Origin of the sequence: Escherichia sp. E.sYA108, from assembly GCF_011754335.1 — a bacterium.
Classification (GTDB): domain Bacteria; phylum Pseudomonadota; class Gammaproteobacteria; order Enterobacterales; family Enterobacteriaceae; genus Escherichia; species Escherichia coli.
The window spans coordinates 4,710,688-4,731,568 of sequence record NZ_JAAQVZ010000001.1 but is presented as its reverse complement, the minus strand read 5'-3'; the positions used below and the strand labels follow the sequence as shown (position 1 = coordinate 4,731,568).

19 protein-coding genes are annotated in these 20,881 nt (G+C 51.8%); 11 read left to right on the top strand and 8 right to left on the bottom strand.

The annotated features are described in order from the left end of the window. Positions 1 to 62: 62 nt before the first annotated feature. A complete protein-coding gene (gene plsB / locus HBM92_RS22655) occupies positions 63 to 2,486 on the bottom strand; it encodes a glycerol-3-phosphate 1-O-acyltransferase PlsB (protein WP_000017354.1) in 2,424 nt (807 codons plus the stop codon). Positions 2,487 to 2,656: 170 nt separating this feature from the next. On the opposite strand from plsB, the gene dgkA reads away from it, so the two are divergent. The 4 genes from dgkA to HBM92_RS22635 all read left to right on the top strand — a co-directional run bounded on the left by dgkA (position 2,657) and on the right by HBM92_RS22635 (position 5,466). After that, on the top strand, positions 2,657 to 3,025 hold the full coding sequence (gene dgkA, locus HBM92_RS22650) for a diacylglycerol kinase (protein ID WP_000002907.1): 369 nt from the start codon (positions 2,657 to 2,659) through the stop codon (positions 3,023 to 3,025). 109 nt (positions 3,026 to 3,134) lie between these two features. After that, on the top strand, positions 3,135 to 3,743 hold the full coding sequence (gene lexA / locus HBM92_RS22645) for a transcriptional repressor LexA (RefSeq protein WP_000646078.1): 609 nt from the start codon (positions 3,135 to 3,137) through the stop codon (positions 3,741 to 3,743). A gap of 72 nt (positions 3,744 to 3,815) precedes the next feature. Further along, positions 3,816 to 5,141, top strand: a complete 1,326-nt coding sequence (gene dinF, locus HBM92_RS22640) for an MATE family efflux transporter DinF (protein WP_001296637.1) — start codon at positions 3,816 to 3,818, stop codon at positions 5,139 to 5,141. A gap of 115 nt (positions 5,142 to 5,256) precedes the next feature. Further along, positions 5,257 to 5,466: a CsbD family protein gene (locus HBM92_RS22635; RefSeq protein WP_001296638.1), complete on the top strand. Its 210-nt coding sequence runs from the start codon at positions 5,257 to 5,259 to the stop codon at positions 5,464 to 5,466. Between the two features lie 41 nt (positions 5,467 to 5,507). Here the strand turns inward: HBM92_RS22635 and zur are convergent, their stop codons facing one another. After that, entirely contained in the window at positions 5,508 to 6,023 is a 516-nt protein-coding gene (gene zur, locus HBM92_RS22630) for a zinc uptake transcriptional repressor Zur (protein ID WP_000416264.1), read from the bottom strand. A gap of 155 nt (positions 6,024 to 6,178) precedes the next feature. Here zur and dusA point away from each other — a divergent pair, with 155 nt between their 5' ends. Beyond that, on the top strand, positions 6,179 to 7,174 hold the full coding sequence (dusA, locus tag HBM92_RS22625) for a tRNA dihydrouridine(20/20a) synthase DusA (protein ID WP_001110630.1): 996 nt from the start codon (positions 6,179 to 6,181) through the stop codon (positions 7,172 to 7,174). Positions 7,175 to 7,307: 133 nt separating this feature from the next. Continuing rightward, entirely contained in the window at positions 7,308 to 7,550 is a 243-nt protein-coding gene (gene pspG / locus HBM92_RS22620) for an envelope stress response protein PspG (protein WP_000891396.1), read from the top strand. A gap of 164 nt (positions 7,551 to 7,714) precedes the next feature. Here pspG and HBM92_RS22615 read toward each other — a convergent pair whose 3' ends face one another. The 5 genes from HBM92_RS22615 to HBM92_RS22595 all read right to left on the bottom strand — a co-directional run bounded on the left by HBM92_RS22615 (position 7,715) and on the right by HBM92_RS22595 (position 14,676). Next, complete coding sequence (locus HBM92_RS22615; RefSeq protein WP_000235524.1) at positions 7,715 to 8,698, bottom strand: quinone oxidoreductase; 984 nt, start codon at positions 8,696 to 8,698, stop codon at positions 7,715 to 7,717. 105 nt (positions 8,699 to 8,803) lie between these two features. Next, positions 8,804 to 10,852, bottom strand: coding sequence for an FAD-binding protein (locus tag HBM92_RS22610; protein WP_000149526.1), 2,049 nt, complete (start codon positions 10,850 to 10,852; stop codon positions 8,804 to 8,806). Beyond that, on the bottom strand, positions 10,842 to 12,242 hold the full coding sequence (locus HBM92_RS22605) for an MFS transporter (RefSeq protein WP_001183175.1): 1,401 nt from the start codon (positions 12,240 to 12,242) through the stop codon (positions 10,842 to 10,844). Before HBM92_RS22605 ends, HBM92_RS22610 begins: the two co-directional genes overlap by 11 nt. Before the next feature lie 90 nt (positions 12,243 to 12,332). Further along, positions 12,333 to 13,112 (bottom strand): enoyl-CoA hydratase/isomerase family protein, encoded by a 780-nt coding sequence (locus tag HBM92_RS22600; protein WP_001059069.1) that lies wholly within the window; start codon positions 13,110 to 13,112, stop codon positions 12,333 to 12,335. Beyond that, the gene (locus tag HBM92_RS22595) at positions 13,105 to 14,676 is read right to left on the bottom strand and encodes an acyl CoA:acetate/3-ketoacid CoA transferase (RefSeq protein WP_000337270.1); all 1,572 of its coding nucleotides are present in this window, start codon (positions 14,674 to 14,676) and stop codon (positions 13,105 to 13,107) included. Before HBM92_RS22595 ends, HBM92_RS22600 begins: the two co-directional genes overlap by 8 nt. A gap of 255 nt (positions 14,677 to 14,931) precedes the next feature. On the opposite strand from HBM92_RS22595, the gene HBM92_RS22590 reads away from it, so the two are divergent. Continuing rightward, the gene (locus HBM92_RS22590; RefSeq protein WP_001129782.1) at positions 14,932 to 15,966 is read left to right on the top strand and encodes a LacI family DNA-binding transcriptional regulator; all 1,035 of its coding nucleotides are present in this window, start codon (positions 14,932 to 14,934) and stop codon (positions 15,964 to 15,966) included. 72 nt (positions 15,967 to 16,038) lie between these two features. Then, positions 16,039 to 17,454, top strand: coding sequence for a replicative DNA helicase (dnaB, locus tag HBM92_RS22585; protein WP_001296639.1), 1,416 nt, complete (start codon positions 16,039 to 16,041; stop codon positions 17,452 to 17,454). A gap of 34 nt (positions 17,455 to 17,488) precedes the next feature. Here dnaB and HBM92_RS22580 read toward each other — a convergent pair whose 3' ends face one another. Continuing rightward, positions 17,489 to 18,220, bottom strand: coding sequence for a hypothetical protein (locus HBM92_RS22580; protein ID WP_223931515.1), 732 nt, complete (start codon positions 18,218 to 18,220; stop codon positions 17,489 to 17,491). On the opposite strand from HBM92_RS22580, the gene alr reads away from it, so the two are divergent. The 3 genes from alr to HBM92_RS22565 are packed head-to-tail and all read left to right on the top strand — an operon-like array spanning position 18,176 to position 20,836. After that, positions 18,176 to 19,255, top strand: a complete 1,080-nt coding sequence (gene alr / locus HBM92_RS22575; protein ID WP_001147288.1) for an alanine racemase — start codon at positions 18,176 to 18,178, stop codon at positions 19,253 to 19,255. The two genes, HBM92_RS22580 and alr, sit on opposite strands and share 45 nt — an antisense overlap. A gap of 22 nt (positions 19,256 to 19,277) precedes the next feature. Continuing rightward, positions 19,278 to 19,835 carry a nicotinamide riboside transporter PnuC gene (gene pnuC, locus HBM92_RS22570; protein ID WP_000122235.1) on the top strand — a complete coding sequence of 186 codons (558 nt, stop codon included), beginning with the start codon at positions 19,278 to 19,280 and terminating at the stop codon, positions 19,833 to 19,835. Beyond that, complete coding sequence (locus HBM92_RS22565) at positions 19,832 to 20,836, top strand: AAA family ATPase (RefSeq protein ID WP_001327771.1); 1,005 nt, start codon at positions 19,832 to 19,834, stop codon at positions 20,834 to 20,836. Before pnuC ends, HBM92_RS22565 begins: the two co-directional genes overlap by 4 nt. Positions 20,837 to 20,881 lie beyond the last annotated feature (45 nt).

Sequence of the window (20,881 nt, the reverse complement as noted above, 5' to 3'; positions counted from 1 at the left end):
GAATTTGCAGATCATGGTAGGCCGAATAAGGCGTTTGCGTCGCATCCGGCAATTCTCACTGATTACCCTTCGCCCTGCGTCGCACTCTCAATCGTCAAACGCACGTCTGATGTAATCAACTCCGCCAGCAACTGATACACCTTCATCGTTTCTGCCGGTTCGGCGTCGCCGCTATCGCTGATATACCCTTCATCACGCAGTGTCAGCACCAGAGAACTGAACACCGCCTTGTCGAAGAACTCCGGCGCGTTGATACCGTGCAGCACGGAGAGACGTTGCGCGACGGTGCGGCTCTCTTTCTCCAGCGTACCGCGGTTGATCGACGGGTTGGCACTCAACAGCCAGAAGGTGATGGCATAACGTTGCAGCGTTTCGCGCGCGCCTGCGGCCAGCAGCTGTAGCGTGCGAGAATGCGCCGGGTTGATATGCAACTCATCATCTTGCAGGGTAATCAGCCCCTGACGTTGCATCTCATTTGCCAGCGCATCAATAACGTCCGGTAACTCGTCGCGATCCCAGCGCAGGAACAGCTCCGCTTTCAGCATTGGGTAAAGCACATTGACGTGCTCCATCAATACGTCGCGGGAGATGTGGCGATGCTGGGTGACAATTGCCGCCATCAGCGAAGGCAGCACCAACATATGTGCAATGTTGTTGCGATAGTAGGTCATCAGCACCGCTTGCTCGCGCGGCAGAATGATGATGTCGCCGATAGTGTCTTTCTCAACTTCAAACTTGTTCATTTGCAGCGCGTGATCGATAAGCTCGCTGGCGCTGGCTGAAGGAACGGTAGAGTCCGTGGAGTAAGGTACGTTGCGCATCAGATCCAGGTAGCAGTTGAGTTGCTCGGTTAACTGCTCGCGGGTGAGTGAGCGCTGACGTGACGCCAGAAGCGCAGTACAGCACAGGTTCATGGCGTTTGCCGCGCCTGCGTTGTTAATGCGTACCATCAGATCGGCAGCAATATTATTGACCGTCGGCGTTAACCAGGCCGGACGCACCGCTTCGATGGGATCGATAGATTCACGCCAGTCTGGTACGTGCTGGTTAAGGTAGGTCATCAACGGCATTGGTTCACCGAAGTTGACGTAACCCTGACCGAGATTACGCAGCTTGCTTAAACCACGCAGCATCTGCGGCAGGCTCTCTTTCTCTTTCGTCGCACCGCGCAGTTCTTTGGCGTAAGTACCCACTTCCATGACGTGCTCATAACCGATATAGATCGGAATCAGCGTAATCGGACGAGTGCCGCCACGCAGCATCGCCTGAATGGTCATCGACAGCGTACCGGTTTTCGGATCCAGCAAACGCCCCGTACGGGAACGACCGCCTTCCACGAAATACTCGACGGAATAACCACGGCTGAACAGTTCGCCGAGATACTCACGGAAAACGGTGGAATAAAGTTTATTGCCTTTAAACGTACGGCGAATAAAGAACGCCCCCAGACGGCGGAAAATCGGCCCGGCCGGCCAGAAGTTCAGGTTGATCCCGGCGGCGATATGCGGCGGCACCAGCCCCTGGTGATACAGCACGTAAGAAAGCAGCAGGTAGTCCATGTGACTGCGGTGGCAAGGCACATACACTAGCTCATGGCCGTCGTGGGCCAGCTGGCGAACGCGCTCGGCGTTATGGACGTTGATACCCTGGTAAAGTCGGTTCCAGGTGAAGCCCAGAATGCGGTCAGTCAGGCGGATCATCTCGTAAGAGAAATTCGCCGCAATCTCTTCCATCAGCGCAATCGCGTTCTGCTGCGCTTTTTCATGGGAGATTTTTTTGCTGCGTGCTTCATCTTCTACCGCTTTCGCAATGGCGCGGGAGGCGAGCAGCTTATTAAACAGATCCTGACGAGCAGGCAGACGTGGACCCACGGCAGCCAGACGTTGACGGGCAAAGTGCATACGTGCTACGCGCGCCAGTTTCTGAGCGATAGTTTTATCCGTGCCGTGTTCATCCGCCATACGGCGCAGCGAAACTGACGGCGAGAAACGCACAAAACTGTCGCGACCGAGCCACAGTACAGCGAAAAATTTCTGTACGCCGTTAAGCATACGCAGCGGCGGGTTCACTTCGCCTTTTTCACGCCCCGGCGCGCGACCAAACATCACCGATACAGGCACCATCTGCACATCCAGATTTGGGTTGCTGCGGTGCAAATCGAGATAGTCGTGGAACAGCTTAATAGACTCTTCTTTCGGCGTGTAATAGGTGAACACACGCGGCCCGCCGTGAATGAACACATAGCGCGGCAGTAGCGTGCCGTCGATTTCCAGCGGCTCTAACGGGTCAGGCAGGTCATGTGCCAGACACTGGGCGCGCAACGTCAGCAAGTCAGCTTTCGAGTTGTACGGCAAAACGTACATAATTGGACGAGAGGTATCCAGCCCCAGTTCCGGGGCAGGATCCGCCGGAATAGACTTGCTTTTTACCAGGATGCTTAATGGTAAATTCAGTAATTTGTAGTAAATTCGTGGCCAGCCGGACATAAACGATGTAAAGCCTCTGGTTAATAATGCAAATGCGCGGCAAGGATAGCAGAAAGTCATGGGAAATTCTGTGGTATCCGCTCATGTTTCGCGCGGCGTTACTCAAACCCGAATCATCGGATTTAACGGTACACTGATATTGACGCTCATAATGTAAAAAGGTTCTTTCAATGGCCAATAATACCACTGGATTCACCCGAATTATCAAAGCTGCTGGCTATTCCTGGAAAGGTTTACGCGCTGCATGGATCAACGAAGCGGCATTCCGTCAGGAAGGTGTAGCGGTATTGTTAGCGGTGGTTATCGCCTGCTGGCTGGATGTGGACGCGATTACCCGCGTGCTGCTTATCAGCTCCGTGATGCTGGTGATGATTGTGGAAATTCTCAATAGCGCCATCGAAGCTGTGGTTGACCGAATTGGCTCTGAATACCATGAGCTTTCCGGACGCGCTAAAGATATGGGATCTGCCGCAGTGCTGATTGCCATTATCGTCGCCGTGATTACCTGGTGCATCCTGTTATGGTCGCATTTTGGATAACCCTTCCAGATTTCGATAAATCTCTGGTTTATTGTGCAGTTTATGGTTCCAAAATCGCCTTTTGCTGTATATACTCACAGCATAACTGTATATACACCCAGGGGGCGGAATGAAAGCGTTAACGGCCAGGCAACAAGAGGTGTTTGATCTCATCCGTGATCACATCAGCCAGACAGGTATGCCGCCGACGCGTGCGGAAATCGCGCAGCGTTTGGGGTTCCGTTCCCCAAACGCGGCTGAAGAACATCTGAAGGCGCTGGCACGCAAAGGCGTTATTGAAATTGTTTCCGGCGCATCACGCGGGATTCGTTTATTGCAGGAAGAGGAAGAAGGGTTGCCGCTGGTAGGTCGTGTGGCTGCCGGTGAACCGCTTCTGGCGCAACAGCATATTGAAGGTCATTATCAGGTCGATCCTTCCTTGTTCAAGCCGAATGCTGATTTCCTGCTGCGTGTCAGCGGGATGTCGATGAAAGATATCGGCATTATGGATGGCGATTTGCTGGCAGTGCATAAAACTCAGGATGTACGTAACGGTCAGGTCGTTGTCGCACGTATTGATGACGAAGTTACCGTTAAACGCCTGAAAAAACAGGGCAATAAAGTCGAACTGTTGCCAGAAAACAGCGAGTTTAAACCAATTGTCGTTGACCTTCGTCAGCAGAGCTTCACCATTGAGGGGCTGGCGGTTGGGGTTATTCGCAACGGCGACTGGCTGTAACATATCTCTGAGACCGCGATGCCGCCTGGCGTCGCGGTTTGTTTTTCATCTCTCTTCATCAGGCTTGTCTGCATGGCATTCCTCACTTCATCTGATAAAGCACTCTGGCATCTCGCCTTACCCATGATTTTCTCCAATATCACCGTTCCGTTGCTGGGACTGGTCGATACGGCGGTAATTGGTCATCTTGATAGTCCGGTTTATTTGGGCGGCGTGGCGGTTGGTGCAACGGCGACCAGCTTTCTCTTTATGTTGTTGCTGTTTTTACGCATGAGCACCACCGGGCTGACTGCGCAGGCTTATGGTGCCAAAAATCCTCAGGCACTAGCCCGTGCGCTGGTGCAACCGTTGCTGTTGGCGTTGGGGGCCGGGGCGTTAATTGCGCTGCTGCGTACGCCGATTATCGATCTGGCGCTGCATATTGTTGGCGGTAGTGAAGCAGTCCTGGAACAGGCGCGACGCTTTCTTGAAATCCGCTGGTTAAGCGCACCGGCGTCGCTGGCGAATCTGGTATTACTTGGTTGGTTACTCGGCGTGCAATATGCCCGTGCGCCAGTAATTTTGTTAGTGGTCGGCAATATCCTCAACATTGTGCTGGATGTCTGGCTGGTGATGGGGCTGCATATGAACGTGCAGGGCGCGGCTCTGGCGACGGTTATTGCGGAATATGCAACATTGCTGATTGGTCTGCTAATGGTGCGTAAAATTCTCAAACTACGCGGAATCTCCGGCGAAATGCTGAAAACAGCCTGGCGAGGAAACTTCCGTCACTTGCTGGCGCTTAACCGCGATATCATGCTGCGCTCGCTGTTGCTGCAACTCTGTTTCGGCGCGATCACTGTACTTGGCGCGCGACTGGGGAGTGACATTATCGCTGTTAACGCGGTTCTGATGACGCTACTCACCTTTACCGCCTATGCGCTGGATGGTTTTGCCTACGCGGTTGAAGCACATTCCGGTCAGGCATACGGTGCGCGCGACGGTAGTCAATTGCTGGATGTCTGGCGGGCAGCGTGCCGCCAGTCGGGGATCGTAGCGTTACTGTTTTCGGTGGTTTATTTGCTGGCAGGGGAACACATCATTGCGTTGCTGACGTCGTTAACCCAGATTCAGCAGCTGGCTGACCGCTATCTTATCTGGCAGGTGATTTTGCCGTTGGTCGGCGTCTGGTGTTATCTGCTGGACGGCATGTTTATAGGCGCAACGCGTGCCGCCGAAATGCGTAACAGTATGGCGGTGGCCGCCGCAGGTTTTGCGCTGACGCTCCTTACGCTGCCGTGGCTGGGGAATCATGGTTTGTGGCTGGCGTTAACCGTCTTTCTGGCGTTACGCGGGCTTTCTCTGGCGGCTATCTGGCGGCGTCACTGGCGTAACGATACCTGGTTTGTCGCAACGTGACGGTTAAAAATTCTGAATAAATAATCCTAAGCCAAATTGCTGACTACACTTAATCTCACGTTCAGAAGAAAAGTGAACGTACTCTCATTCACAACCTAACGATGAGGTCTTGATTATGAATAAAGATGAAGCCGGCGGTAACTGGAAACAGTTTAAAGGTAAAGTGAAAGAGCAATGGGGCAAACTGACCGATGATGATATGACGATCATTGAAGGAAAACGTGATCAGTTAGTGGGTAAAATCCAGGAACGCTACGGTTATCAGAAAGATCAGGCAGAAAAAGAGGTTGATAGTTGGGAAAAACGCCATGATTACCGCTGGTAATTAATCCCTCCTGCCCGACATGTACAAGGATGTACACCCTTTTAGCGAGGTTTCTTTTTCACCTGAATAGAGTGGTCATGATGGCACTGTTCAGGATGACGACACGCTTCTACTTCTACACATGCTGAACATAATCCATGTGCTTCAATAACATTATGCCGCAGGGCAAAACCCATTTTTGCCGCCAGCGTATGCATGATGTCTTCCACGCCTTCAGCACATTCTTCTTTCACCGCGCCGCAGCGATCGCAAATAAACATGGCTGAAGTATGGGTGGGCTGATCGAACAGATGACAGAGCACATAACTGTTGGTGGATTCCACCTTATGCACAAAACCTTGTTCAAGCAGAAACTCCAGCGCGCGATAAACCGTTGGCGGCTTGGCTTGCGGTTCAGCTTCGCGCAGCAAATCAAGCAGATCATAAGCGCTGATAGCGCCATCCTGCAGACTCATCAGGCGCAACACTTCGAGGCGCTGTGGGGTCAGGCGCACATTACGCTGTGCGCAGATTTTTTCAGCCTGCGCTAATAACTCCTGCGTTGTGGTCTTTTCCATTGGGCACCTCGACAGTGGGGTTAAGAATGTCCTTACTTTATCATAGTTCTCACTTAAACGCCGAGAACAGGGTGTCATGGCTGTCACATTGCCTGATCGCATATTCGTTATGCTATAGTAGCGCCCCCAATTTACCAGATGCTTAAAAAGTCGCCATGCCAGCAGAATCACACACTGTTTATCCCGCTTACCGTTTCTCGATTGCCCCGATGCTTGACTGGACGGACAGACATTGCCGTTATTTCCTGCGTCTGCTTTCCCGCAATACGTTGCTGTATACCGAAATGGTGACCACAGGGGCGATTATTCACGGTAAAGGTGATTACCTGGCGTACAGTGAAGAAGAACATCCGGTAGCGTTGCAACTCGGGGGTAGCGATCCGGCGGCGCTGGCACAGTGTGCGAAGCTGGCAGAAGCGCGCGGATATGATGAGATCAACCTGAATGTCGGCTGCCCGTCTGACCGGGTGCAGAACGGCATGTTTGGTGCGTGTCTGATGGGTAATGCGCAGCTGGTTGCCGACTGCGTGAAAGCGATGCGCGATGTGGTGTCGATTCCGGTGACGGTGAAAACGCGTATTGGCATCGATGATCAGGACAGCTATGAATTTCTCTGCGATTTCATCAACACCGTTTCCGGCAAAGGTGAGTGTGAGATGTTCATCATCCACGCACGTAAAGCCTGGCTTTCTGGGTTAAGTCCGAAAGAAAACCGTGAGATCCCGCCGCTCGATTATCCGCGTGTGTATCAACTGAAGCGTGACTTTCCGCATCTGACGATGTCGATTAACGGTGGTATCAAGTCGCTGGAAGAAGCTAAAGCGCATTTGCAACATATGGATGGCGTGATGGTCGGGCGCGAGGCGTATCAGAATCCGGGGATTCTGGCGGCGGTAGACCGAGAGATTTTTGGTTCCTCGGATACCGATGCCGATCCGGTGGCGGTAGTGCGCGCCATGTATCCGTACATTGAGCGTGAACTCAGCCAGGGTACGTATCTCGGCCATATTACCCGGCATATGCTGGGCTTGTTCCAGGGTATTCCTGGCGCGCGGCAGTGGCGGCGTTATTTAAGTGAAAATGCCCATAAAGCGGGTGCAGACATTAATGTGCTGGAACACGCGCTCAAACTGGTGGCGGATAAGCGTTAACTTTTCACCAAAAAGTAGTCAAATTCACCACGCCCTGCGCACCGTCGCGGGGTGTTTTGCTGTTAAATCAACAGATTATTTTTGGCATGATTCTTGTAATGCCAGCAAGAGATTTCATATTTGGGAGAGCATCATGCTGGAACTACTTTTTGTAATTGGCTTTTTTGTCATGCTGATGGTCACCGGTGTTTCGTTGCTGGGTATTATCGCCGCGCTGATTGTGGCGACGGCCTTTATGTTCCTCGGCGGTATGCTGGCATTGATGATTAAGTTGCTGCCGTGGCTGCTGTTGGCGGTTGCGGTGGTGTGGGTGATCAGGGCAATTAAAGCACCAAAAGTGCCGAAATATCAGCGTTATGACCGCTGGCGTTACTAAGGGATTGTGCGGATGATCACAACCTAAGGTTTTATCCTTAGAACAAAATAGGAATTGATAATCAAATCTGTCACTATTGCGCGTCAAACAAATTCATCGAGCTGTACCCTACATACAGCCGAACTATAAAAGAAAGGGCTTCCCAGGTGGAAGCCCAATTTCTTTTATGGAATCAACAGGCTGGAACCCTGCGTCGCCCGGCTTTCCAGAATCTCATGCGCACGCCGCGCATCCTTCAGCGGATATTTCTGCTGCTCGGCGACATCGACCTTAATCACACCGCTGGCAATCAAAGAGAACAGTTCATTACTGGCCTCGGTTAATTCCTCCCGCGTGGTGATATAGCCTTGCAGGGAAGGGCGTGTCACATACAACGAGCCTTTCTGATTGAGAATGCCTAAGTTCACACCGGTAACCGCACCTGATGAGTTGCCAAAACTCACCATTAAGCCGCGGCGTTGCAGGCAATCCAGCGACCGTTCCCAGGTGTCTCTGCCCACTGAATCGTACACCACGCGCACTTTCTTACCACCGGTGATCTCTTTCAATCGCTCGACCAGGTTTTCTTCGCGATAGTTAATAACCTGCCATGCTCCGGCTTTTAAGGCGCTTTGCGCTTTTTGCGCCGTTCCTACGGTGCCGATAAGTTTCGCGCCAAGGGCTTTTGCCCACTGGCAGGCAATCAAGCCAACGCCGCCAGCCGCTGCGTGGAACAGGAATTGTTCATCGGGTTTAATTTCATAGGTTTTGCGCAGCAGATAATAAACCGTTAAGCCTTTCAGGAAGGATGCCGCAGCTTGCTCAAAAGAAATTGCCGCAGGCAGAATCGCCGCTTTATCCGCATTAATGTTATGCACAGAGCTGTAAGCGCCTAATGCCGATTGTGCATAGACTACGCGATCGCCTGCCTTAATATGCTTTACACCACTGCCGACTTTACTCACGATGCCTGCCGCTTCGGTGCCTAATCCGCTGGGTAGCGATGGTGGCGGGTAAAGGCCGCTGCGGATATACGTGTCGATAAAATTGATGCCGATGGCTTTATTTTCGACCTGGATTTCATTCTCCGCCGGATCGGCAGGAGTGAACTCTACGGCTTGAAGTACTTCCGGGCCACCGTGCTTGTGAAATTCAATTCGTGTTGCCATTTAAACTCCTTTACTGAGCGACATATCTGTTTTAAGCCTAACAGTAGTCGCCAGGCCGCGCGGGGATTTTTTCCGGGCTGCGGTCACAACCCGGAATATCTCTGATCAGTATTGAAACGGCGTCGCCGCAATCCAGTTTTGCCACTGGCGCTCAAAGTTGGTTAGCGTTAATACGCCCCGTTCACGGCACGGGCGAGTCCAGGTTTGGTAATCATTAGCTTCCCGACAAACACAAATCATATATTGCCTGGCATCCTGATTTTCTGGCCGAAAACGCCAGGCCAGGAGTGGCCCACCTGGTGTTTGCGGTGCAATACCGGCTTCGCCATCATAGATAGCCCTGGCACCACGACTCCCACCACCGTTTTCGACATAACATTGTAAAGAACGCAGTACAGCCAGCGCCAGTTGCGCACTTTGCCGCCACTGGAAAGATTGTGCCAGGCTGTTTTCATCGCATTGAATACCTTCCCGGCGAATATCTTCACAAAGTGTTGCCAGGGTTTGCGCGGCAGTGTTGATCCCCTGTGTATGACACAAAATTGCGGCATGGTGGCTCATGGTATTTTGTATCGTTTCTCGCACGTCGTCACGTAGCAGCCCCTGATTCAGGTGCTGTTGCGCCTCATTAATCGTACTGAGAATTTGTTGCCTCTCGAGAGGCCGGTCCTGGCTTTTCTGATGAGCAATATGTAATGCACAGCGGCGGGCGAAAACTTGCCCGGCATTGAGCGCTGCTCCACCTGGGCGCGTGACACCATGTGTTCCGGCATTTTCTCCGGCAGCATAACAACCAGTTAGCGATGTACGTGCCCAAATATCAACTTCAATTCCGCCATTAAGATGTTGATTATTTAGCGTAAACTTGAGCGGTGAGGCTGTGAGATCATGACCGTGCATCTGATACAAACGAATAGCCAGAGGATTCATCTGTGTTAATCTCGCCAGCGGTTGTGCCAGCAGGGCGTGATTTTGTTGCAGATAGTCGATGACATCATCATCCAGCTCCCGCAGGTTAAATAGTGTTCCGTCCGCTGCGGGTTCTGGTTCCCGTAGAAAATCGAGAAAAACATCGCGCCCTTTTTGAGTCTCTTCATAAACTGCGACATCCAGCAAGCTGGAGCCATATTCCAGCATTCGTTCCGCGTGAAACGGCCACTGGTAACCTTTGCGAAATATCGCGGAGGCCAGCATACGAGTCGTGGGGTAATAAGTTGCCAGAAAATTATACTGACGCCCGGAGTGGTCCTGCGAATAGATGCGCGGCATCGCCTGCATGTAAGTACCGGAAAGATTCCACGGAAACTGGCTGCGCGGTGTACCGATACCAAACTGACTTTCCGTAAGATTAACCAGAGTTATCCCTGCTTCCAGCGCCATGCCCAACGCACTAAAACAGTTCACCGGATAAACACTGTCACGATAAAGTTCACCAGGCCCGCCCGTGGCTAAAACCAGATGCTGACAGCGAATCACTACCATTCTCCAGGGATTATCCCGACAGGCTTTATCGATGGCGATCACCCCCTCGACTCGTCGATTTTCTCCTTCACCACTGGTCAGGATACGAATCGCCGTTGTGTGATCGCAAAGAGGAATATTAAGGCGCATTGCCTCCTGGGCCAGCACCTTCACCATCAGGCGCGATGTTCGAGGACCGCAGCTAGTGGCACGGCCAAATTCATCGTGATCGGTTTGATAACGCAACGTTGCGCCAAAGAGATCTTCAGGCAAATCCAGACCCAGATATTTCAGTACTTCACAGGTGTTCACCGATCCGAGCGCCTCAACATATGCGGTGTCATGATCCATCGCACCACCTGCCGCCAGGGTGTTACTTAATGTCAGAAAATGGTCACCATTTGCACGCGTATTCGCGGTGTGAAGCGTTTGTTTATCAGAACCAGAACAGGCGGAAGTTCCCCAGAAGGCTTTGCTGGAGGCTACCATTACATCGACATTTTGCCGTTTCAGCTCGACGGCAGCTCGCCATCCTGCCGCGCCACTGCCCAGAACCAGCGTGTTGCAGCGGTACTCAGGTAAAATGGTACCGTTAAGGTCGATACTACCGCTGACTTGAGCCAGCGGTGCGTAATGGGGCATTTTCACGTCAGTCAGGGAATCGATAATAGATTCAGAGACATTATGCGTCATGGTAGGTGCCCGTAGTCTGGTTATGTTGGGAAACGCTGATCGTTTCAGCGTCGGCAAGATCATCAAGATCACGATCGCGTGTTTCTGGAGCAAAGAAAGTCGCAATAATCGTACCAACGGTCAGCAGACTAAGGTAAATAGCGATTGGCATCCAGGCAGCAATACCACTGGGATCGTTAGTGTGGATCACCCAGGAAATGATTGCAGAACCAACCAGTGGCGCGATCCCTCCGGCAATAACGGCAGAAACTTCCCTTGCCAGTGCGACGCCAATATAACGATGGCGAGCACCAAAGAGTTCAGGCAGAAAAGCACCTTGTGCACCAAACATACCCCAGGCTCCAATCCCTAAGGCCAGAGAAAGAGAGACAATAGTGACAGGAACATTACCGTGGCTGAAAGACCACCACACCGGAAAGGTAATCAACAACTGAAAAATCGCCAGACTACGATAGACAAGAACCCTGCCGAAGCGATCGGTCAGCCAACCGGCAATAGGCACCATAATTGCACCGACTACTACCGCAGACATCAGGCATAGCGTACCAACTGATTTGTCCAGCCCAACCACACCAACGATATAACTGATCGCTAAAGCCTGATAAATCGACGAGCCGCCGTTTTCTGCCAGACGTAAGCCAATCCCGACGAAGACATTACGGCGTGATGTTTTCAGCAAATTTCGTAAGGGTGATTCTGTAACTTGTTGACGAGCTTCGAGTTTTGCGAATGATGGCGATTCTTTAAGATGCAGTCGAATATAAATAGCCACCGCGATAATCACCACGCTGGAGAGGAAGGGCAAGCGCCACCACCAGGTTTCGGCAAGATTTGTCACATTATGCAGCAGGATGAAGTAAACGGCAGATGCCATAAACGTACCAATCTGGATTCCGAGGAACGGCAGCGCGGCGTAATAACCCCGTTTGCCGTCAGGAGCATATTCGGTCATCAGTACGGCGGCTCCCGCCTGTTCAGCCCCAGCACCAAGCCCTTGCAGCAGGCGTAATGCAATAAGCATAATTGGCGCCCAGATTCCCGCTGTTTCGTAAGTGGGTAATACCCCGATCAACGTGCTGGCGATTCCCATTAACAACACCGTTGCTAACAGGACGAACTTACGGCCCAAACGATCACCTAATGAGCCGAAGAGAATTCCGCCTACAGGTCTGACGGCAAATCCGAGAAAGTAGGTGCCAAAACTGGCGATCAGCGCCATTCCCGGTTCCTGATTAGGAAAAAAGAGTGGACCAAAAATAATGGCGGATGCCAGGCTGTAAAGTGCGAAATCGTAGTATTCCAGTGCGCTGCCGAGAGAGCAGGTCCACGCCGCGCGACGCAGATCTGCCGATGAAACATTCGCTTTCTCTGCTGGTTGTGAAGGTTGCATGATGTGTCTCCTTTCAGACGGATAAAAGAAATCCGCCTAAAATCAATGGGATTCTTGCGTTATTATTAAAATCCAAAATGAAATGCTAAGTTATCGAGCACTAAAGTGCGGTTGACGCTTCTCAGTAAATGCCTGACTGCCTTCATGAGCATCTTCAGTCGTGGCGGAAAAAGCGCCAGCCAGTGCTTCAAGCGTCGAGGCCACAGCAATACCTTCTCCGGCATCAATAACCTGCTTGGCGATCTGCACTGCAACGGGAGCACGCTGGGCGATACGTTGTGCCAGTTGCAGTCCGGCGTCGTGTAACGTCTCCCTGGCGACAACGCGATTCACCAGCCCGCAGGACAGTGCCCGCTGTGCATCCAGTGGTTCACCGGTAAATACCAGTTCTTTCACCAGTGAGCGCCCAAGCAGTGCCGTCAGCCGCTGCGTTCCTGACCAGCCAGGCACTGTCGCCAGCCCGGTTTCTGGTAGTGCCATTTGTGCTTCGGCGCTACAAATACGGATATCGGCGGTAGCAGCCAGTTCCAGACCACCGCCATAAGCCAGGCCGTGCAACAGGGCGATTACGGGCTGTGGCAGTTGTGCCAGAGCATCAAATGCCTGATGACCGCGGCGGATCCAGTTGCGCCACATATCGAGTGCAGAAAGAGAGGTCCAGCGATGAATATCCGCGCCGACACAAAACGCTTTTTCACTGGCACTGGTCAGCAGTACTACGCGGATCTCCGAATCAGTTTCCAACGTGTGGCAATGCGCCAGCAGTTGTTCGAGCATCTCTGGGGTTAATGCGTTGAGTTTCGCCGGGCGATTAATCACCAAAGTGGCAATGAAACCGTTGCGCTGGAGGTCAATGGTGCCGTTATTCATGGTGACGTCCTTGTTGAAAATAGTGGGGATTCATTAGTTTGAGATCGTCTGCCAGACGGAGTGGGGCATCGCTTTGGGCGAGAATGTCGCGTTCAGGATCAATACCTGGGGCAATTTCCGTGACCAGTAGTCCGTCTGGGGTTAATTCCAGCACGCAGCGTTCAGTGATGTACTGCACTTGTTGCCCGAGTCTTATTGCGCGTTTGCCGGAGAACGTCACGTGGGCGACGTCCTGTACCAGTTTTTTGGCTTTGCCTTCTTTAATGATACGCAGCTGACCTTCTTCCAGTTGCAGTTGGGCACCGGCATTGAAAAAGCCAGAGAAAATAATGCGCTTCGCATGTGAGGTGATATCAATAAATCCACCGCATCCGGCAGTGACATGTGGACGAGCGGGGAGATGTGAGACGTTCACTGAGCCATCTGCGCCGATTTGTAAAAACGACATCAGAGTGAGATCAAAGCCACCGCCCTGGAAATAGGTGAACTGCTGGGGAGAGGGCAAAAATGCTTCTGCATTAGAGGCACAACCGAACTGAAATTCCAGCAGTGGAACTCCGCCAATCGCGCCCTGTTCCAGCAGCCAGGTGACGTCACCGTGGCGACCTTGTTCCAGTAGAATGCGTGGTACGTTGGCAGAAATACCAAAGCCAATATTTACCGCATCTCCACTTTGTAGTTCTTGCGCGACTCGCTGGGCAATAACTCGCGCCGGGCCATGTTCCATATAACGAAAGGCTGATAGCGGACGACTGATTTCGCCGGAAATGGCAGGTTCATATTGCGTTTGTGTCGTTTGTGTTTGTTCCGGCGCAATCACGATGTAATCCACCAGTACACCCGGAATACGCACCTCTTTTGGTTTCAGACTTCCGGCGGCAACCTGTCGTTTTACTTGCGCAATTATGATGCCACCATTATTGCGAACGGCAGTAGCCTGTTCCAGTGGCCCCAGATAAGCCCCTTCATGTTCATAAGTCAGGTTGCCGCGTTCATCGGCAGTGGTAGCGCGAATGATCGCCACCTGCGGCACGATACTGGGGAAAAACAGCCAGTCGTCGTTAGCAAATCGAACACGTTCAACCAGAGATTGTTGCGCCGCTTTTTCATTCATTGCACCGCCCTGCAACAGGGGATCCACATAGGTATCCATGCCTGTTTGTGTCAGCACGCCAGGACGATGAGCCGCCGCTTCCCGGTGCATATCAAATAAGATCCCGGAAGGCAGATTCCAGGCGGGGATCGCGTTGTCATTGATCATTTGCCAGATTAACGGAGGTGCCATTGATGATGGACCGGAGGGGTAGGAGCCAGCGATCACTTTTGCCAGTAAGCCCGGTTGCGCCAGATGATCGATGCCTTTTACGCCATACATATCACCAGCGGCGATAGGGTGGATGGAGGTGATGTTTTGCGGATGTCCGGCACGTTGAAAGCGTTCACCTATTGCTGCCAGCACCGCATCCGGACACCCCATTCCACTGGAGGAGGAGACGGTGACAACTGCGCCATCAACAATCAAATCTGCAGCTTCCGGTGCAGTGATCGTGCGTACAGAGCACATAATAATTTCCTTGTTTCGATATAAAAATAATTAAAAATATGCATTTAAAACAATATGATAATTTTCATAAATTAATTGGAACGATCTAATTTATGCGTAATTTGTACGATTAGGGTGTAAAAAACACAACAAGGGAAGTGCGAATCTGTGATCGAAACGACGATCTCCTGCGATCCCTTGCGTTAACGGATCGCATGAGTAAAAGGAGATTATGATAAAGTAATTGCCTTGATCTTATGGGGGGTTGGAGCAGGCATGGCGAAGTCGGATACAGGAAGAAAGCGGGTAACATTAACCGATGTTGCGCGTGCGGCTGGCGTTTCGAAATCGACCGTATCGCTGGTTCTCAACGACAGTTCACTTATCAAAAAAGAGACTCAACAAAAAGTCCAGCAAGCCATTGAACAATTAGGCTATGTCTATAACCGTTTTGCTGCCAATCTGCGTTCGCAAAAATCGCTAACTATCGGCGTAGTCATTGACGATTTGATAAATCCTTTCTTCGCTGAATTTACTATGGGTCTTGAGATGACGCTGGCGGAGCACGGTTTTATCACCGTGATGTCCAATACCTCCCAGCGTAGTGACCGGCAAAAACAGGTGCTTGATACCTTGCTGGAACACCACGTCGCGGGCATTGTCCTCTGTCCAGTGAACAGTACCTCAGAAGCCGATTTACAGCGTTATGCCAACAGTTCCACACCCTTATTAATCACGATGCGTCCTCTGGATTGGCAACAATTGCCCGTCGATTACGTTGGCGTGGACAGCCACGCAGGTGTACGGGAAGCGACGGAATATCTCATTCAACAAGGGCACAGAGATATCGTGTTTATTGGTGGTCTTACGCACCATATGCGTTATCAGGGATACCTTGAGGCGATGAATCACCATGGTTTACAGCCGTGGAGTACTGATGCTTTTTCGCTGCGTGCTGAACCGACTCAGGCCAACGGCTACCAGTTGATGCAACAGCTGTTGGATATGCCTTCGCCACCCACAGCGGTGATTTGTTATAACGATTTAATGGCTTTTGGCGCGGAGTCGGCACTAGGCGAAAGAGGATTATTTGCCGGGGAAGATATTTCGTTGATTGGTAATGATGGCGTGGCGGCTTGTGCTTACAGTAACCCGCCGTTAACCACAATTGCGGTAGAACCATTGGCTCTGGGGAAACAGGCGGCGCAGCAAATTTTACGGCGTATTGCGCAACCAGACGCACCGCTCAGCCATTACATCTATCGCCCGACCCTGCAAATTCGCGCTTCCACCGGAAAGCGGGGGCGTTAAATGCTGTAGCGAGAAACTGTTTCTCGCTATACTCTCTTGTCCCCCATTCAACAGCAGGTAACACCATTCGTTATGGCAGGCAATAGACCTTTCAACAAACAACAGACTGATAACCGCGAACGCGATCCACAAGTTGCCGGGCTAAAAGTGCCTCCGCACTCGATCGAAGCGGAGCAGTCGGTGTTGGGCGGTTTAATGCTGGATAACGAACGCTGGGATGATGTAGCCGAGCGTGTGGTGGCAGACGATTTTTACACCCGCCCACACCGTCATATCTTTACTGAAATGGCGCGTTTGCAGGAAAGCGGTAGTCCTATCGATCTGATTACCCTTGCGGAATCGCTGGAACGCCAGGGGCAACTCGATAGCGTCGGTGGTTTTGCTTATCTGGCAGAGCTGTCAAAAAATACGCCAAGTGCGGCGAACATCAGTGCATATGCGGATATCGTGCGCGAACGTGCCGTTGTTCGTGAGATGATCTCCGTTGCTAACGAGATTGCCGAAGCTGGTTTTGATCCACAAGGGCGTACCAGTGAAGATCTGCTCGACCTTGCTGAATCCCGCGTCTTTAAAATTGCCGAAAGTCGTGCAAACAAAGACGAAGGGCCGAAGAACATCGCCGATGTGCTCGACGCAACCGTGGCGCGTATTGAGCAGTTGTTTCAGCAGCCACACGATGGCGTTACCGGGGTAAATACCGGTTATGACGATCTCAACAAAAAAACCGCTGGCTTGCAGCCGTCGGATTTGATCATCGTCGCCGCGCGTCCGTCGATGGGTAAAACAACATTTGCGATGAATCTCGTCGAAAACGCAGCGATGTTGCAGGATAAACCGGTGCTTATCTTTTCGCTGGAGATGCCATCAGAACAGATTATGATGCGTTCTCTGGCGTCGCTGTCGCGCGTTGACCAGACTAAAATCCGTACCGGGCAGCTCGATGATGAAGACTGGGCACGCATTTCCGGCACCATGGGTATTTTGCTCGAAAAACGCAATATCTATATCGATGATTCCTCCGGCTTGACGCCAACGGAGGTGCGTTCCCGCGCACGCCGTATTGCCCGTGAACACGGCGGCATCGGGCTTATCATGATCGACTACCTGCAACTGATGCGCGTACCGGCGCTTTCCGATAACCGTACGCTGGAAATTGCAGAAATCTCCCGCTCGCTGAAAGCACTGGCGAAAGAACTGAACGTGCCGGTGGTGGCGCTGTCCCAGTTGAACCGTTCTCTGGAACAACGTGCCGACAAACGCCCGGTCAACTCCGACCTGCGTGAATCTGGCTCTATCGAGCAGGATGCGGACTTGATCATGTTTATCTATCGTGATGAGGTGTATCACGAAAACAGTGATTTAAAAGGCATCGCGGAAATTATTATCGGTAAACAACGTAACGGCCCAATCGGGACGGTACGCCTGACCTTTAACGGTCAATGGTCGCGCTTCGACAACTATGCGGGGCCGCAGTACGACGACGAATAATCACTTTGGGGCCAGCTAAACACTGGTCCCAAAATTATTCTGCCGGGCTTTCAATCCCTTTTTTTAGCCACTCTTTAAGGCTCAGAACCGAGTTATCTTCGTCTTCGTGGAATATGATATTGTCGATCTGCCAACAGCCATCATCAGCGGAACGCGCCATTAGCGCTTCGTCCTGCCAGGCCTTTTTATCATCAACGCTAAAATGAAAATGGAGGGTGACAGTGACGTTGTTATCACCAGGTTTAAACGATGACGGTAGCGTCACGCCATCAAATTTCTCATAGTAACTATCCGAAGGATAAGACGTGAAAATAATCCCGTCACCAAAAGTAGGTTTGGCCGTGGGATCAATGGCGTAGTCGCGTTTATTTCTGTCATACGCGCCAACAATAAGTTGATAAAGCGAGGGGGTGAGGTAATTCTGAAAAAATGCCAGCTGGTCTTTTTCACTCTTAAAGCCGGTATCAGAAAAAACATAGGTTGAATAAAACTTATCTGCGACACCGTCAGGTGTCTGCACCGGGCAAGCCCCCGTCGCGGCAGGTGTTATACCTGCGATTAGCAGAAAAAAGAAAACAAATTTTATCTTTGTCATGGCTGAAAATCCGATATCATCTTGCCGTTTATAAACCCATCCCTGGATGTGGAATAGCATACTCCGGTCATATCTGTTTAGCGAGGTTTTGCACTGGTGGGCAGAACCTGAAAAAAAGGAATACAAATGCAAGCGGCAACTGTTTTGATTAACCGCCGCGCTCTGCGACACAACCTGCAACGTCTGCGTGAACTGGCCCCCGCCAGTAAACTGGTTGCGGTGGTGAAAGCGAACGCCTACGGTCACGGTCTGATTGAGACCGCGCGAACGCTCCCCGATGCTGACGCCTTTGGCGTTGCCCGTCTCGAAGAAGCCCTACGGCTGCGGGCGGGGGGTATCACGCGACCTATTTTGTTACTGGAAGGTTTTTTTGAAGCAGACGATTTGCCGACGATCTCCGCTGAACATCTGCATACCGCAGTCCACAATGAAGAGCAGCTTGTCGCCCTCGAAAACGCTGAACTTAAAGAGCCTGTCACCGTCTGGATGAAGCTCGATACCGGAATGCACCGTTTGGGCGTATTGCCGGAACAGGCCGAGGCGTTTTATCAGCGTCTGAGCCAGTGTAAAAATGTCCGCCAGCCGGTGAACATTGTTAGTCACTTCGCCCGTGCCGATGAACCGCAAAGCGGCGCGACTGAAAAGCAGCTCGATATCTTCAACACCTTTTGTGAAGGTAAACCGGGGCAACGCTCAATTGCGGCATCAGGCGGCATTTTGTTATGGCCGCAGTCGCATTTTGACTGGGCGCGTCCGGGGATCATTCTTTACGGTGTCTCGCCGCTGGAAGATGGCACGACAGGGGCTGATTTTGGCTGTCAGCCAGTCATGTCTTTAACCTCCAGCCTGATTGCCGTGCGTGAGCATAAAGCCGGAGAGCCTGTCGGTTATGGTGGAACCTGGGTAAGCGAACGTGATACTCGTCTTGGCGTAGTCGCGATGGGCTATGGCGATGGTTATCCGCGCGCCGCGCCGTCCGGTACGCCAGTGCTGGTGAACGGTCGCGAAGTGCCGATTGTCGGGCGAGTCGCGATGGATATGATCTGCGTAGACTTAGGTCCACAGGCGCAGGACAAAGCCGGGGACCCGGTCATTTTATGGGGCGAAGGTTTGCCCGTAGAACGTATCGCTGAAATGACGAAAGTAAGCGCTTACGAACTTATTACGCGCCTGACTTCAAGAGTCGCGATGAAATACGTGGATTAATATTCGTCTCCAGGGAGGGACAATGTCTTATTCAGAAATCGCCGCGTGTCTGGCATACGCGGTTTCCGTCTGGCTGGCTGCCAGAAACAATGTGCATACATGGTGGATCGGCATAATTGGCAGCATATTGTACGGCTGGGTTTTTTGGTCCGTGCAACTCTATGCCGACGTTACGCTCCAGTTATTCTTCATCGCGACCAGCATCACTGGCTGGATCCACTGGCTGAAAGGTCAGGGTGGCGACATCTTGCCGGTGCGCCGAACGCAAGCCAGTCACTTTTTCCTTTTGTTGCTCTGTGCTGTCGTCGTGGCAGGCGGTTACGGCTTTTTACTCCACACCTTTACCAATGCCTGGGCACCCTGGCTGGATTCGTTGATTTTGACCTTTAGCGTTCTGGCACAATTCATGTTGATGGGAAGACGTATCGAAAACTGGTTCGTCTGGTTAGCGGTGAATACCCTGGCAGTGCCACTGTATATGACGCGCGGTTTAAACCTGACCGCTGGCTTATATTTCCTGTTCTGGATTAACGCCTGGCATGGTTTGTATCAATGGCGCAAAGAGTTGCAAACATCATGAAGCCTTTTGCAACGGGCCTGGTGGTTGGTAAATTCGCGCCTTTGCATTGTGGTCATGAAAAGTTGATCAATACCGCACTGGCGCAATGTGAAGAACTGTTCATCATCAGTTATTCCGTGCCGGAAATGCCTGACTGTGAACCTGAAAAGCGCCTGACGTGGCTGCAAGTGCGCTTCCCGCAAGCGACGATTTTGGTACTGACGCCAGAGCTTGTTGCGCGTTATAACTTACCTGCCATACCGCATAACGATGCCGATGCCGACATCCACCGTCATTATGTGGCGACGCTGTGCCTGCAGATATTACGCTGTCGTCCACATGCTGTATTTACTGCAGAAGACTATGGCGATGGCTTTGCTAACGTGCTGGCGCGGCGTTTTGCCCAACCCGTTGAACACGTTCGAATGGCGCGCCCAGTTGGCGATGAAGCGCCTTCGGGAACGCTTATTCGTTCCGATGTTCACCGCTATCGCTACATGTTGGCGAATGATGTTTATTACAGTTTCGTTCGCCGTATCTGTCTGCTTGGTGGCGAATCTACCGGTAAAAGCACGCTTTCAAAAGCGCTGGCGGATGGGCTTGATACGGTGTATGTCGCTGAATTTGGCCGCGACTATTGGGAAGAAAAAAACGGAATCTTAACCGCGGATGATTTGTTGCATATCGCCTGCGAACAGGTACGCCGGGAACAACAAGCAGAAGCTAATCACTATCTTATATGTGACACGTCGCCACTCACGACCTTGTTCTATGCCCTTGATCAATATGGTCATGCTCCGCAAGAACTTCATCAACTGGCGGAGCGGGAATACTCTCTGGTGGTGCTTTGCGGCGCAGAATTTCCCTTCGTGCAGGATGGCACCCGGCAAGGAGAGGTATTTCGCGCACGGCAACAGGTGTGGTATGAACAGGAATTGTCGCGCAGGAACATTCCTTATCTTTCGGTTTCGGGGCCACTGCAAGAGCGAGTGGAGCAAATTCTTCGCCAACTTCCCGACTGACTTTGAACATCCTCTCGATCTTCGCCTACTTCCGGTTTATTGTGT